The 12,788-nt window shown below is 69.1% G+C and carries 12 protein-coding genes; all 12 read right to left on the reverse strand.

Annotation, left to right across the window (positions count from 1 at the left end):
• Positions 1–131: 131 nt before the first annotated feature.
• The 12 genes from ACZ69M_RS46435 to ACZ69M_RS46490 all read right to left on the reverse strand — a co-directional run bounded on the left by ACZ69M_RS46435 (position 132) and on the right by ACZ69M_RS46490 (position 12,786).
• Positions 132–1,382, reverse strand: coding sequence for a DivIVA domain-containing protein (locus tag ACZ69M_RS46435; RefSeq protein WP_054231483.1), 1,251 nt, complete (start codon positions 1,380–1,382; stop codon positions 132–134).
• Positions 1,383–1,428: 46 nt separating this feature from the next.
• Complete coding sequence (locus tag ACZ69M_RS46440) at positions 1,429–1,713, reverse strand: YggT family protein (protein WP_054231484.1); 285 nt, start codon at positions 1,711–1,713, stop codon at positions 1,429–1,431.
• Between the two features lie 51 nt (positions 1,714–1,764).
• Positions 1,765–2,415, reverse strand: coding sequence for a cell division protein SepF (locus tag ACZ69M_RS46445; RefSeq protein ID WP_470059768.1), 651 nt, complete (start codon positions 2,413–2,415; stop codon positions 1,765–1,767).
• A 129-nt stretch (positions 2,416–2,544) separates the two neighbouring features.
• Positions 2,545–3,264, reverse strand: coding sequence for a YggS family pyridoxal phosphate-dependent enzyme (locus ACZ69M_RS46450; protein ID WP_054231486.1), 720 nt, complete (start codon positions 3,262–3,264; stop codon positions 2,545–2,547).
• 6 nt (positions 3,265–3,270) lie between these two features.
• The gene (gene pgeF / locus ACZ69M_RS46455; protein WP_470059769.1) at positions 3,271–3,978 is read right to left on the reverse strand and encodes a peptidoglycan editing factor PgeF; all 708 of its coding nucleotides are present in this window, start codon (positions 3,976–3,978) and stop codon (positions 3,271–3,273) included.
• 26 nt (positions 3,979–4,004) lie between these two features.
• Entirely contained in the window at positions 4,005–5,198 is a 1,194-nt protein-coding gene (ftsZ, locus tag ACZ69M_RS46460) for a cell division protein FtsZ (protein WP_067363745.1), read from the reverse strand.
• 275 nt (positions 5,199–5,473) lie between these two features.
• A complete protein-coding gene (locus ACZ69M_RS46465) occupies positions 5,474–6,268 on the reverse strand; it encodes a cell division protein FtsQ/DivIB (RefSeq protein ID WP_470059770.1) in 795 nt (264 codons plus the stop codon).
• Positions 6,269–6,293: 25 nt separating this feature from the next.
• The gene (gene murG / locus ACZ69M_RS46470) at positions 6,294–7,385 is read right to left on the reverse strand and encodes an undecaprenyldiphospho-muramoylpentapeptide beta-N-acetylglucosaminyltransferase (RefSeq protein WP_054231490.1); all 1,092 of its coding nucleotides are present in this window, start codon (positions 7,383–7,385) and stop codon (positions 6,294–6,296) included.
• A gap of 6 nt (positions 7,386–7,391) precedes the next feature.
• Positions 7,392–8,759: a putative lipid II flippase FtsW gene (gene ftsW, locus ACZ69M_RS46475; RefSeq protein WP_470059771.1), complete on the reverse strand. Its 1,368-nt coding sequence runs from the start codon at positions 8,757–8,759 to the stop codon at positions 7,392–7,394.
• Between the two features lie 120 nt (positions 8,760–8,879).
• Positions 8,880–10,304, reverse strand: a complete 1,425-nt coding sequence (murD, locus tag ACZ69M_RS46480; RefSeq protein ID WP_470059772.1) for a UDP-N-acetylmuramoyl-L-alanine--D-glutamate ligase — start codon at positions 10,302–10,304, stop codon at positions 8,880–8,882.
• A complete protein-coding gene (gene mraY / locus ACZ69M_RS46485) occupies positions 10,286–11,356 on the reverse strand; it encodes a phospho-N-acetylmuramoyl-pentapeptide-transferase (RefSeq protein WP_177323990.1) in 1,071 nt (356 codons plus the stop codon). Before mraY ends, murD begins: the two co-directional genes overlap by 19 nt.
• Positions 11,356–12,786 carry a UDP-N-acetylmuramoyl-tripeptide--D-alanyl-D-alanine ligase gene (locus tag ACZ69M_RS46490; RefSeq protein WP_470059773.1) on the reverse strand — a complete coding sequence of 477 codons (1,431 nt, stop codon included), beginning with the start codon at positions 12,784–12,786 and terminating at the stop codon, positions 11,356–11,358. Before ACZ69M_RS46490 ends, mraY begins: the two co-directional genes overlap by 1 nt.
• Positions 12,787–12,788: the final 2 nt, after the last annotated feature.

Consider the following 12,788-nt stretch of genomic DNA (forward strand, 5'->3'; position numbering starts at 1 on the left):
AGATGCCCCAAGGAACCGCACGCGCGCCCGAAACTTCCCCTCCCGAAACCGCACGGCAAAAGGGCGGAGCCCCGGAAAGATCCGGGGCTCCGCCCTGAACGCTGCCGACGCCTAAGGCGTACTCAAGGCCGTCAGTTGTCGTCCTCGTCGATGAGGAACCCACGCATCGGCGAGGGGGCCTGCTGCATCGGCGACGGCCCCTGGGGCCGCACCGGAGCCATCGGCTGGGTCATGGCCGGCGACATCTGCTGCTGCCCGCCGTAGGAGGGCGCCGCCGGTGCCGGGGCACCGCCCATGCCCTGACCGCCGTACGACGGCGCACTCGCGCCGGCCGGAGCCATCGAGGGCGCGGAGGGCGACGGCAGGGAGGCCGTGGCCGGAGTGCGCGGCGGGGCGAGCGAGTCGTCCGCCTGCGTCTCCAGCTGGCGCAGCTGCGACTCCAGGTAGGACTTCAGACGCGTACGGTACTCGCGCTCGAAGCCACGCAGGTCCTCGACCTTGCGCTCCAGCGTGGCGCGGGCGGACTCCAGGGAGCCCATCGCGACACGGTGCTTCTCCTGCGCGTCCCGCTCCAGCGCGTCGGCCTTGGCACGGGCGTCACGCTCGAGACCCTCGGCGCGGCTGCGGGCCTCGCCGACGATCTTGTTGGCCTCGGAGCGGGCCTCGGCGATCGCCTGGTCGGCGGTCTGCTGAGCCAGCGAGAGGACACGCGCGGCGCTGTCGCCACCGGGGCCCTGCTGCGGCATCTGCGGGCCGTGACCGCCCATGGGTCCACCCATGGGGCCGCCCATCGGGCCACCCATCTGCTGCTGCATCTGAGGCTGCATCTGGCCCGGCATCTGCTGCTGCATCTGCTGACCGGGGCCCTGGCCCATCGGGCCCTGACCCATCTGGCCCTGGCCCATCGGACCCTGACCCATGGGGCCCTGCCCCATCGGACCCTGGCCCATGGGGCCCTGGCCCATCGGACCCTGACCCATGGGGCCCTGGCCCTGCTGGCCGCCCTGGGCACTGGGGCCCGCGGGCAGCTGCGGCGCACCGCTCGGCAGCTGGGGCGGGCCACCCATGGGGCCACCCATCTGCTGCTGCGGCGGGCCCGATATGCCGGCGGGTACGGGCGCACCGGGACCTCGCATGCCCTGCGGCGGGCCCTGCTGGTCCTGCTGCTCGGGCGGCTTGCGCATGCCCTGCTGCTGGTTCTGCGCAGCCGCGCGCGTGGCCGCCGCCAGTTTGGCGCGCAGGTCCTCGTTCTCGCGGAGCAGTCGCGTCAGTTCGGCTTCGACCTCGTCGAGGAAGGCATCGACCTCGTCCTCGTCATAGCCTTCTCGGAGGCGGACGGTCGTGAACTGCTTGTTCCGCACGTCCTCGGGGGTCAACGGCATCTCTTCACCTCAACGTAGTCGTCGGCATTCGGCAAGACCGTATCGTTCACAGCCGGCTCACGACGGAGATCAGGATGTAGACGATGATCATCAGTACGAAGAAGGACAGGTCGAGCGCCACGCCCCCGAGACGCAGCGGCGGAATGAACCGCCGCAGAAGCTTGAGCGGTGGATCGGTGACAGTGTAGGTGGCCTCGAGAACGACCACCATCGCCTTGCCGGGTTGCCATGAGCGGGCGAACTGGAAGACGTAGTCCATGACCAACCGGAAAATCAACACGACGAGGAAACACGTCAGCGCGATGTAGAGAACCTGCCCGACCACGCTCATGATCCGTGCTTACCTCTCCCCTGTTTCCGTACCTTGATCCGGTCCTGCGTCTCAGCTCTGGTTGAAGAACCCGCCCTCTGCGATGCGGGCCTTGTCCTCCGCCGTGACATCGACGTTAGCAGGCGACAACAGGAACACCTTCTGCGTCACCCGCTCGATGCTGCCGTGGAGACCAAACACCAAACCGGCCGCAAAGTCGACAAGTCGCTTCGCATCTGTGTCATCCATCTCAGTCAGATTCATGATCACCGGGGTGCCCTCACGGAAGTGTTCCCCGATGGTACGGGCCTCGTTGTAGGTCCGCGGGTGAAGTGTGGTGATCCGGTACGGCTCTCGTTCCGACACGACCTTGGGCATGATCACCGGTGCGTTCTTCTCCAGGCTTGCGCGTTCTTGTGTGATGGATGCCACGGGCGCGATCCGCGCCGGACGGCTGGATTCCGCAGTGAGCGAAGCGGAATGCGGCACCGGATCGCGAGGCGCCGGAGGCTGCACCATTCGCACCGATTCATCCCTTTGGGACTGATGTGACTGGTGTGCCTGATGCGACTGGTGGGGCGGCTCGTGCCGCCGCCGGTCACGCTCGGGCTCCGGGTCGAGCTCGGGCTCGAACTCGTCATCGGGGTCGAAACCCCTGCCGTCGTACCCATCGTCCTCCACGAGGCCGAGGTAGACCGCCATCTTGCGCATCGCGCCGGCCATGCTCTGAGTCCTCCGCTCTGTGGTGGATCGGCTGACGAATTGCCAAGTGCCCGCGATCCACGAGGTCGTTATGCCCGCCAGTGGCGGTAATGACCATATTTTCTGCTGTGGTCCGACTTCTTGGCGACGTTACCCGAGCCCGGGTCGGACTCCGAGTACCGCCGTACCGACGCGTACATGTGTCGCTCCGGCCGCCACGGCCTGCTCGAGGTCCGCACTCATCCCTGCAGACACCATGTTCGCAGCCGGATGCGTGCGGCGCATAGCAGTCGACAAATCCATCAGCCGCTCGAACGCCGCTTGTTGGCGCCCGGCGTACGCCCCGGTGAGCGGTGCGACGGTCATCAGTCCGTCGAGCCGGAGCCCGGGCGCCCCGGCGACGAGGTCGGCCAACTCTTCGATTCCGCCGACTCCGACGCCTCCCCGCTCACCCCGGCCGCTCTCCTGCGCGTCCAGTGCGACCTGGATGAGGCAGCCCACCTCGCGCTCCACCCGCACCGCTTCCTTCGACAGGGCCGTGACAAGCCGGGCACGGTCCACTGACTGCACCACATCCGCGTAACCGACCACAGAACGGACCTTGTTGGTCTGCAACTGGCCGACAAAATGCCACGAGAGGGGCAGATCCGAGCAAGCCGCGGCCTTGGGCGCCGCGTCCTGGTCCCGGTTCTCGGCGACGTTGCGCACACCGAGCTCCGACAGGATCCGCACATCGGCGGCGGGGTAGGTCTTGGTGACCACGATCAGGGTCACCTCTTCGCGCTTGCGTCCGGCGGCCACACAGGCCGCCGTGATGCGCTCTTCCACTTTCGCCAGATTTCCGGCGAGTTGAGCCTTACGTTCCGTCATGCCCCATCAGTCCAGCCAGACATAGCCCGCGAGCCGCCCGGTGGTGCGGTCCCGTCGGTACGAGAAGTGGTCGTCCGACTCCAGCGTGCACACCGGCGACTGCGCCCGGTCGCGCACCCCGAGCCGTTCCAGCTGCGCGTGCACTCCGGCGGTCACATCGACCGCGGGAGTGCCCCAGCTGGTCTCGGCGTACGCCGCCGGCTCGATGGCGGCGACTTCGGCGCGCATCCCGTCCGGCACTTCGTAGCACCGGCCGCAGACCGCGGGTCCGGTGCGGGCGACGATCCGCTCGGGCTCGGCGCCGAGTTCCACCATGGCCCGTACGGCGGCGGGGACGACCCCGGCGACCATGCCGGGCCGTCCCGCGTGGGCGGCGGCCGCGATCCCGGCGACCGGGTCGGCCAGCAGCACCGGCGTGCAGTCGGCGGTGAGGACGGCGAGGGCGAGCCCGCGCCGCGAGGTCACGATCGCGTCGACGGACGGGATCTCCGCGGAGAGCCACGGTCCGTCGACCACCGCCACGTCCGGCCCGTGCACCTGGTTCATCCAGACGACCAGGGCCGGGTCCAGTCCGAGCGACTTGGCGGCCAGTTCACGATTGGTCCGTACGGCGTCGGGGTCGTCGCCGACCGCTCCGCCGAGGTTGAGCTCCTCGTACGGAACGGCGCTCACCCCGCCCCACCGGTCGGTGAAGGCGAAGTGCGCGCCGCTCACGGTGCTCGTTTCGGAGCGATGTCCTATCACTTCAGGAAGTCCGGCACGTCCAGCTCCTCGGCCGCGCTGTCCGAGTAGGCGCGGGACGGCGGGACCGGCGGAGCGACCTGAACCTCGTTGACCGGCTCCGGGGTGGGCTCCGGGGCCTCCTTCGGCGTGACGCTGCCGAGCGAGCCGAAGGACGGACGGCTCTCGGCGGCCCGTACCGGCGCGGGCTCCTCGCGCTGCTTGGCGGAGGTGGAGCCGAGGATGTTGTCCCGCTTGGCCGGCGGCTGGCCGCCGTCGAAGCCGGCGGCGATCACGGTGACCCGCACCTCGTCGCCGAGCGCGTCGTCGATGACCGCGCCGAAGATGATGTTGGCCTCGGGGTGTGCGGCCTCGCTGACCAGCTGGGCGGCCTCGTTGATCTCGAACAGGCCGAGGTCGGAGCCGCCGGAGATGGAGAGCAGGACGCCGCGTGCGCCGTCGATGGAGGCTTCCAGGAGCGGCGAGGAGATCGCCATCTCGGCCGCCGCCACGGCGCGGTCGTCGCCGCGGGCCGAGCCGATGCCCATGAGCGCGGAACCCGCCTCGGACATCACGGACTTGACGTCGGCGAAGTCGAGGTTGATCAGACCGGGCGTGGTGATGAGGTCGGTGATGCCCTGAACACCGGACAGCAGGACCTGGTCCGCCGACTTGAAGGCGTCGAGGACGGAGACCTGGCGGTCCGAGATGGACAGCAGCCGGTCGTTCGGGATGACGATGAGGGTGTCGACCTCTTCGCGGAGTTCCGCGATGCCGTCCTCGGCCTGGTTGGCGCGACGCCGTCCTTCGAAGGTGAAGGGGCGGGTGACCACGCCGATGGTGAGGGCGCCGAGCGAGCGGGCGATGTTGGCCACGACGGGCGCGCCGCCGGTGCCGGTGCCGCCGCCTTCGCCGGCCGTCACGAAGACCATGTCGGCCCCCTTGAGGACCTCCTCGATCTCCTCGCGGTGATCCTCGGCCGCCTTGCGGCCGACGGCCGGGTTGGCTCCGGCGCCGAGTCCGCGCGTGAGTTCGCGGCCGACGTCGAGCTTGACGTCGGCGTCGCTCATCAACAGAGCTTGCGCGTCCGTGTTGATGGCGATGAACTCGACGCCCTTGAGACCGACCTCGATCATCCGGTTGATGGCATTGACACCACCGCCGCCGACACCGATGACTTTGATGACTGCGAGGTAGTTCTGCGGTGCTGCCACGTCGAAGGCCTCTCGCCTCGAGTTACGTGTCGTCGCCTCGCACGCTCGCGATCCGACGACTGATGCCGAATGGGACGGTCCGAACGCCGACCCGAACCCTAACGCTGAAGTTTAGGGTTACCAGTGTGTCTGTTCCTTGGACTCTTCCGAACAGGACACTAAGTCGACAAGTGGCGCACGTTCAACGAACACGCCGAACCTCCCGTTTTTCTTTTCACCCTATGTGATCAGCCGTAGCGCTGCCCAACCAGGGTGCTGGCCTGCGCTGATGTGCGTCAACTACCCGATGACGCAGGGGCGATGGGGGCACTCACATCGAAGTGCCGGGCCCCTGGAGCTGCTTTCATGAGAGCGGTGAGCGTCCTGGCCTTCGCGCGCCCCTTCTCGACGCTCCCCCACTCGACGCTGCGTCCGCCGCTCAACTCCAGCGAGATCGAGTCGTACGAACGGACCTTGACGATCCGGGTGTCGCGACGGACGGCGGGCGGAATGTCCCCGGCCACCCCCACCGCCTCGCGCACCAGCCGGTCGACCGGGAAGCGGCGCAGAACGGCTGCCCTGGACTTCGCGGGCACGGCCAATTCCAGCGTGGGCACACCCCTCGGGGCGGCCGAAACCGTCGCGAAACGCACACCCTTGGCGTCCACTTCGACGTACTTGCCGCCGTTTCCGGTGTTTTTGAGAATGAGTACCGGGGTGCGCTCGGTCACTTTCAGCCCGATTCCGTGCGGCCAGGAACGGACGACATCAACCGAGTCAATTCGGGGCAATTTCCGGCGCAATCGCGCCTCAATGGCGTCGGTATCGATGGAAATCAGCGGCGATCCGACCGACACATCGGCCGCGTCGAGCACTTGCCGGTCCGTCAGGACCCGCACCCCGGAGACCGACACCTTCTCGACCCGCAGCCACGGCGAGCCGTAGAGCAGCCAGAGCGCGGCCGTCGTCGCCAACACCACCGCGACCAAAAGGATGATGAGCATACGAAGGCGGCGCAACCGCCTGAGGCGGGGCGAGCCGGACTCCAACTTCTGCCGTTCACCGCGCTCGGCGGTCGTCGGTCCGGCCACGCTCCCTGCCTTCCCTCATGCGGTCCTAGCGGTGGCGAGAGGCGATCGCCTCGTACACCATGCCGACGAGCAGGTCGTCGGCGTCCCGGCGGCCGAACTCGCTGGCGGCGCGGGACATCTCGTACAGCCGGTGCGGGTCGGCGAGCACGGGCAGCACGTTCTGCTGAACCCACGCAGGCGTCAGCTCCGCGTCGTCGACAAGGAGCCCGCCACCGGCCTTGACCACCGGCTGGGCGTTCAGCCGCTGTTCGCCGTTGCCGATGGGCAGCGGGACGTAGGCGGCCGGCAGCCCGACGGCGGAGAGTTCGGCGACGGTCATCGCACCCGCGCGGCAGAGCATCATGTCGGCCGCCGCGTACGCGAGGTCCATCCGGTCCACGTACGGTACCGGGATGTACGGGGGCATTCCCGGCATCTGGTGGACCTGCGGCAGTTCGTTCTTCGGGCCGACCGCGTGCAGGATCTGGATACCGGCCTGCTGGAGGTAGGGAGCCGCCTGCTGCACGACCTCGTTGAGGCGCCGTGCGCCCTGGGAGCCGCCGGAAACCAGCAAGGTCGGCAGAGAGGGGTCGAGACCGAACGCGGCGCGCGCCTCGGGGCGTACGGCGGCCCGGTCGAGGGTGGCGATCGAGCGGCGCAGCGGGATGCCGATGTAGCGGGCGCCGCGCAGCTTGTTGTCCGGGGTCGAGACGGCGACCTGCGCCGCGTACCGGGAACCGATCTTGTTGGCGAGGCCCGGCCGGGCGTTGGCCTCGTGGATCACGATCGGCACGCCGAGGCGCTTGGCCGCGAGGTAGGCGGGCAGCGCCACATAGCCACCGAAGCCGACGACCGCGTCCGCCTTGGTGCGCTCCAGGACCTGCTCGGCCGCCTTGATCGTGCCGCGCAGCCGCCCCGGGACGGTGATCAGCTCGGGTGTGGGCTTGCGGGGCAGCGGAACGGCGGGGATCAGCGCGAGTTCGTAGCCCCGCTCCGGTACGAGCCGGGTCTCAAGTCCGCGTTCCGTGCCCAGGGCCGTGATCCCCACGGTCGGGTCCTGCCTGCGCAGGGCGTCCGCGAGGGCGAGCGCGGGCTCGATGTGGCCGGCGGTCCCCCCGCCGGCGAGTACGACATGCACCGAAATTCACCGCTCTCCGGACGAACGCGCCGCCGAGGCACGCCGTCGCATCGTGTTCCATCTCCGAGGCCCCGCGGCCCCCGCGGAGCCTCTCACCGCAGCACGCTTTCTACCAAAGCGGGGTTGCCGCATCGCAAGCGCCGCCCGCGCAGCGGGCTCGTCGCGTGCGAAGGCGATCAGCAGTCCGATGGCGGACATGGTCGGCAGCAGGGCGGACCCTCCGTAGGAGAACAGCGGGAGCGGGACTCCGGCGATCGGCAGCAGACCGAGCACCGCACCGATGTTGATCACGGCCTGGGCCGTGATCCAGGTGGTCACGCCTCCCGCGGCATACCTCACGAAGGGGTCCTCCGTGCGTCCGGCCACGCGGATACCCGCATAGCCTAGAGCCGCGAAGAGGGCGAGCACCGACAGCGTCCCCGCGAGGCCGAGTTCCTCCCCGGTGATGGCGAAGATGAAGTCGGTGTGTGCTTCCGGGAGTTGTCCCCATTTTTCCACACTGGCGCCGAGGCCGGAACCGAACAGTCCGCCGGAGGCCAGCGCGTAGATACCGTGCACGGCCTGCCAGCAGGTGTCGTTCGGGCCGGGTTCGGTGGCGCCGATGCAGGCGAGCCGGGACATCCGGTTGGGGCTCGTCTTGATCAGGATGAAACCGATGGTCACGGCGACCGCCAGCACGCCGCCGAACAGCCTCGTGGGCGCCCCGGCCAGCCACAGCAGTCCGAAGAGGATGGCGGTGAGGATGATCGCCGTGCCCATGTCGCCGCCGAGCATGATCAGCCCGAGCAGCAGGAAGGTGCCCGGGACGAGCGGCACCAGCATGTGCTTCCACTGCGCGAGCATGCCCTTGTCCTGCTTGCGGGCGAGCAGGTCGGCACCCCACAGCACGAGCGCGAGCTTGCCGAACTCGCTGGGCTGGATCTGGAACGAGCCGCCGAGGGAGATCCAGTTCTGGTTGCCGTTGACCTCCATTCCTATCCCCGGGACCTGCACGAGGATCATCAGGAAGACCGCGCCGGCCAGGATCGGATACGCCAGCGCCCGGTGCAGTTTCACCGGTACCCGCATGGCGATCAGGAGCAGCACGGTGCCGATGGAGGCGGCGAGGAACTGTTTGCGGAAGAAGAACGACCCCGGCAGCGACAGCTGCAGCGCTGTGATCATCGAGGCCGAGTAGACCATCACGAGGCCCAGCACGGTGATCAACAGGCTGCTGCCGAAGATCAGATAGTACGCGGTGAGCGGACGGTCCCAGGCCTTGCGGGCGCGCAGGACGAGCAGGCGCAGGGCGCTGTCGCGCGGGGGACGTGGACGTCCGGCGGGGCGCCGTGGGGCACGCTGGACGGGGGGACGGCCAGTAGGGCTACCGACCATCACCGGCTCCGTCCGCCATGCCCCGGGAGGGCGTCCCACAGGGCGATGGAGGCCCCCACAATGGCGTCACGCGTCCCTCCCAAAGGTCCCGGGCGCGCCCGGACCGTCCGAGACCCGCCGTCAGGCGCTCGCGCCGAGTTCGCGGACCGCCTCCGCGAACGCGTCCCCGCGCTTGTTGTAGTTGGCGAACATGTCCATCGAGGCACAGGCCGGCGCCAGCAACACCGTGTCGCCCTCTCGGGCGAGCCCCCGCGCCTCCCGAACCGCCGCGAGCATCGCCCCAGTGTCTGTCCGGTCGAGGTCGACGACGGGTACTTCCGGCGCGTGTCGCACGAGGGCTTCACGGATCAGAGCCCGATCCGCGCCGATGAGCACGACGCCCCGAAGTCGCTTGGCCGACTTGGCGACCAGCTCGTCGAAGGTCGCTCCCTTGGCGAGCCCGCCCGCGATCCACACGATCGACTCGTAGGCCGCCAAAGAGGCTTCCGCGGCATGCGTGTTGGTCGCCTTGGAGTCGTCGACGTACGCCACGCCGTCCATGTCGGCGACGAGCGCGATGCGGTGGGCGTCCGGCGTGAAGGCCCGCAGCCCGTCCCGTACGGCCGCGGCGGGCACCCCGAAGGCGCGTGCCAGGGCCGCCGCCGCAAGGGCGTTGGCGATGTTGTGCGGGGCGGGCGGGTTGACGTCGGAGACCTCGGCGAGTTCCTGGGCGTTCTTCTGCCGGTTCTCGACGAAGGCGCGGTCGACCAGGATGCCTTCCACGACGCCGAGTTGGGACGGTCCGGGGGTGCCGAGGGTGAAGCCGACCGCCCGGCAGCCCTCCTCGACGTCCGCCTCGCGCACCAGGTCCTCGGTGGCCTTGTCGGCGAGGTTGTAGACGCAGGCGACCCGATTGCCTTCGTAGATACGGCCCTTGTCGGCGGCGTACGCCTCCATGGAGCCGTGCCAGTCGAGGTGATCCGGTGCCAGGTTCAGCACGGCGGCCGAGTGCGCGCGCAGCGACGGCGCCCAGTGCAGCTGGTAGCTCGACAGCTCCACCGCCAGGACGTCGTAACGCTCCTCGCCGAGGACCGCGTCCAGGAGCGAGACCCCGATGTTGCCGACGGCGGCCGTGCGCAGCCCGGCCGCCTTCAGGATCGAGGCGAGCATCTGCACGGTCGTGGTCTTGCCGTTGGTGCCGGTGACGGCCAGCCAGGGGGCCGCGTCGGGACCTCTCAGCCGCCAGGCCAGTTCGACGTCGCCCCAGACCGGGACGTCCGCCGCGGCGGCCGCGGCGAACAGTGGCTTGTCGGGCTTCCAGCCGGGCGCGGTGACGATGAGCTCGGTGCCCTCGGGCAGGGTGGCGCCGTCACCGAGGCGCACGGTGATCCCGAGCGCCTCCAGCTCCGCGGCCTGCGCCCGGGAGCGCTCGTCGTCGCCGTCGTTGACGACCGTGACGACGGCGCCGAGACCGTGCAGCACCTTGGCCGCCGGGATGCCGGAGACGCCGAGCCCGGCGACGGTGACGTGCTTGCCCTGCCAGTCGGTCACTTCTTGGCTGCCCATCCTGCGTAGAAGAGGCCCAGTCCCACAATGACGCACATGCCCTGGATGATCCAGAAGCGGACCACGACAAGGACTTCGGACCACCCCTTTAGTTCGAAGTGGTGCTGGAGTGGTGCCATGCGGAAGACGCGCCTGCCGGTGAGCCGGAAGGAGCCGACCTGGATGACGACCGACATGGTGATCAGGACGAAGAGGCCGCCCAGGAGCGCGACCAGCAGCTCCGTGCGGGAGCAGATCGCGAGGCCGGCGAGCGCGCCGCCGAGGGCCAGCGAGCCGGTGTCACCCATGAAGATCTTGGCGGGCGAGGTGTTCCACCACAGGAAGCCGAAGCAGGCTCCCATGAGGGCGGAGGCGACGACCGCGAGGTCGAGTGGATCTCGTACCTCGTAGCAGGCGGCCGGGTTGGTCAGGGTCTGCGCGTTGGCGCAGGACTCCTGGAACTGCCAGACACCGATGAAGGTGTACGCGCCGAAGACCATGGTCGCGGCGCCGGTGGCGAGACCGTCCAGACCGTCGGTCAGGTTCACGCCGTTCGACATGGCGAGAATCATGAACAGGGCCCAGACCACGAAGAGCACCGGGCCGATGGTCCAGCCGAAGTCCTCCACGAAGGAGAGCCTGGTGGATGCCGGGGTGTTGCCGTGGTTGTCCGCGAACTGCAGCGCGAGGACCGCGAAGGAAATGCCGACGATCAGCTGACCGGCCATCTTCGCCTTGGCCCGCAGACCGAGCGAACGCCGCTTGACGATCTTGATGTAGTCGTCCAGGAAGCCGACCAGGCCCATACCGGCCATCAGGCCGAGCACCAGCAGACCCGAGAAGGTCGGCGGCTTGCCCGTGATCACCTTGGACAGGAAGTACGCGATGATCGTCGCCAGGATGAAGGCGATACCACCCATGGTCGGAGTACCGCGCTTGCTGTGGTGCTCCTTCGGGCCGTCGTCGCGGATGTACTGCCCGTAGCCCTTGCGGGCCAGCAGCTTGATCAGCAGCGGGGTCCCGATCAGGGTCAGGAACAGACCAATGACTCCTGCGAACAGGATCTGGTTCATCATCGGGCCGCGACCTCACCCTCGGCACCGTCGTCGAGCAGCGCCTGCGCCACCCGTTCGAGCCCGACCGACCGGGACGCCTTCACGAGCACGACGTCCCCCGGGCGCAACTCGCTGCGCAACAGGTCGACAGCCGCCTGTGCGTCGGACACGTGCACCGACTCCTCACCCCACGAACCCTCGTTATATGCGCCCAGTTGGAGCCAGGAAGCTTCCCTGCCCCCGACCGCGACGAGCTTGCTGACGTTGAGTCGGACGGCGAGCCGCCCGACCGCGTCGTGCTCGGCGAGCGCCTCGTCCCCGAGCTCGGCCATCTGACCGAGCACCGCCCACGTCCGACCCCCTTGTGCCTGTGCGGCTTTGCCCATTGCCGCGAGCGCGCGCAGGGCGGCTCGCATGGACTCGGGGTTCGCGTTGTAGGCGTCGTTGACGACCGTCACGCCGTCCGGGCGCTCGGTGACCTCCATCCGCCAGCGGGAGAGGGAGCCCGCCTCGGAGAGCGCGAGGGCGATCTCGTCTGCGGACATGCCCAGCTCATGGGCGACGGCGGCCGCGGCGAGCGCGTTCGACACGTGATGCTCACCGTACAGGCGCATGGTCACATCGCTGCACCCGGAGGGTGTGTGAAGCCTGAATGCGGGCTGTCCAACGTCCGTGAGACGGACGTTCTCGGCACGTACGTCCGCTTCGCCGGACTCTCCGAAGAGGATCACGCGCGCTTTCGTCCGGGACGCCATGGCGCGTACGAGGGGGTCGTCGGCGTTGAGGACGGCGACACCGCCCGCTTCCGCCGGCGGAAGGCTCTCGACGAGCTCGCCCTTCGCCTGTGCAATCTGTTCGCGGCCGCCGAACTCACCGATGTGGGCGGTCCCGACGTTCAGGACGAGGCCGATCCTCGGTGGCGTGAGGTCCGCGAGGTAGCTGATGTGGCCGATGCCGCGGGCGCCCATCTCCAGGACGAGGAACCTGGTCTCCTCGGTGGCGCTCAGCGCGGTCAGCGGCAGCCCGATCTCGTTGTTGAGCGAGCCGGGCGTGAAGACGGTCGGCGCCTTGCTCCGCAGGACCTGGGCGATCAGGTCCTTGGTGCTGGTCTTGCCCGCGGAGCCGGTGAGGGCCACGAGGGTCGCGCCGAGGCGTTCGACGACGTGACGCGCGAGGGCGCCGAGGGCCGCCTGCACGTCCGCGACGACGATCGCGGGCACGCCGACGGGCCGGGAGGCCAGTACGGCGACCGCGCCCGCCGCGACGACGGCCTCGGCGAAGTCGTGGCCGTCCACGCGCTCGCCGACGAAGGCGACGAAGAGGCTGCCTGGCTCCACTTCACGGGAGTCTCTGACGACCGGTCCGGTGACCTGTACCGCCGGATCCGGTATGTCGTACGTCTGCCCGCCGACGACTGCTGCGATCTCGGCGAGAGAGAGGGCGATCACAA

This window comes from Streptomyces sp. NPDC107454, from assembly GCF_055582885.1.

Bases quoted from the DNA above. Each gene is read 5' to 3' on its own strand.
- ACZ69M_RS46435 (WP_054231483.1), bottom strand. From the start codon at position 1,382: ATGCCGTTGACCCCCGAGGACGTGCGGAACAAGCAGTTCACGACCGTC.
- ACZ69M_RS46440 (WP_054231484.1), bottom strand. From the start codon at position 1,713: ATGAGCGTGGTCGGGCAGGTTCTCTACATCGCGCTGACGTGTTTCCTC.
- ACZ69M_RS46445 (WP_470059768.1), bottom strand. From the start codon at position 2,415: ATGGCCGGCGCGATGCGCAAGATGGCGGTCTACCTCGGCCTCGTGGAG.
- ACZ69M_RS46450 (WP_054231486.1), bottom strand. From the start codon at position 3,264: ATGACGGAACGTAAGGCTCAACTCGCCGGAAATCTGGCGAAAGTGGAA.
- ftsW (WP_470059771.1), bottom strand. From the start codon at position 8,759: ATGGTCGGTAGCCCTACTGGCCGTCCCCCCGTCCAGCGTGCCCCACGG.
- murD (WP_470059772.1), bottom strand. From the start codon at position 10,304: ATGGGCAGCCAAGAAGTGACCGACTGGCAGGGCAAGCACGTCACCGTC.
- mraY (WP_177323990.1), bottom strand. From the start codon at position 11,356: ATGAACCAGATCCTGTTCGCAGGAGTCATTGGTCTGTTCCTGACCCTG.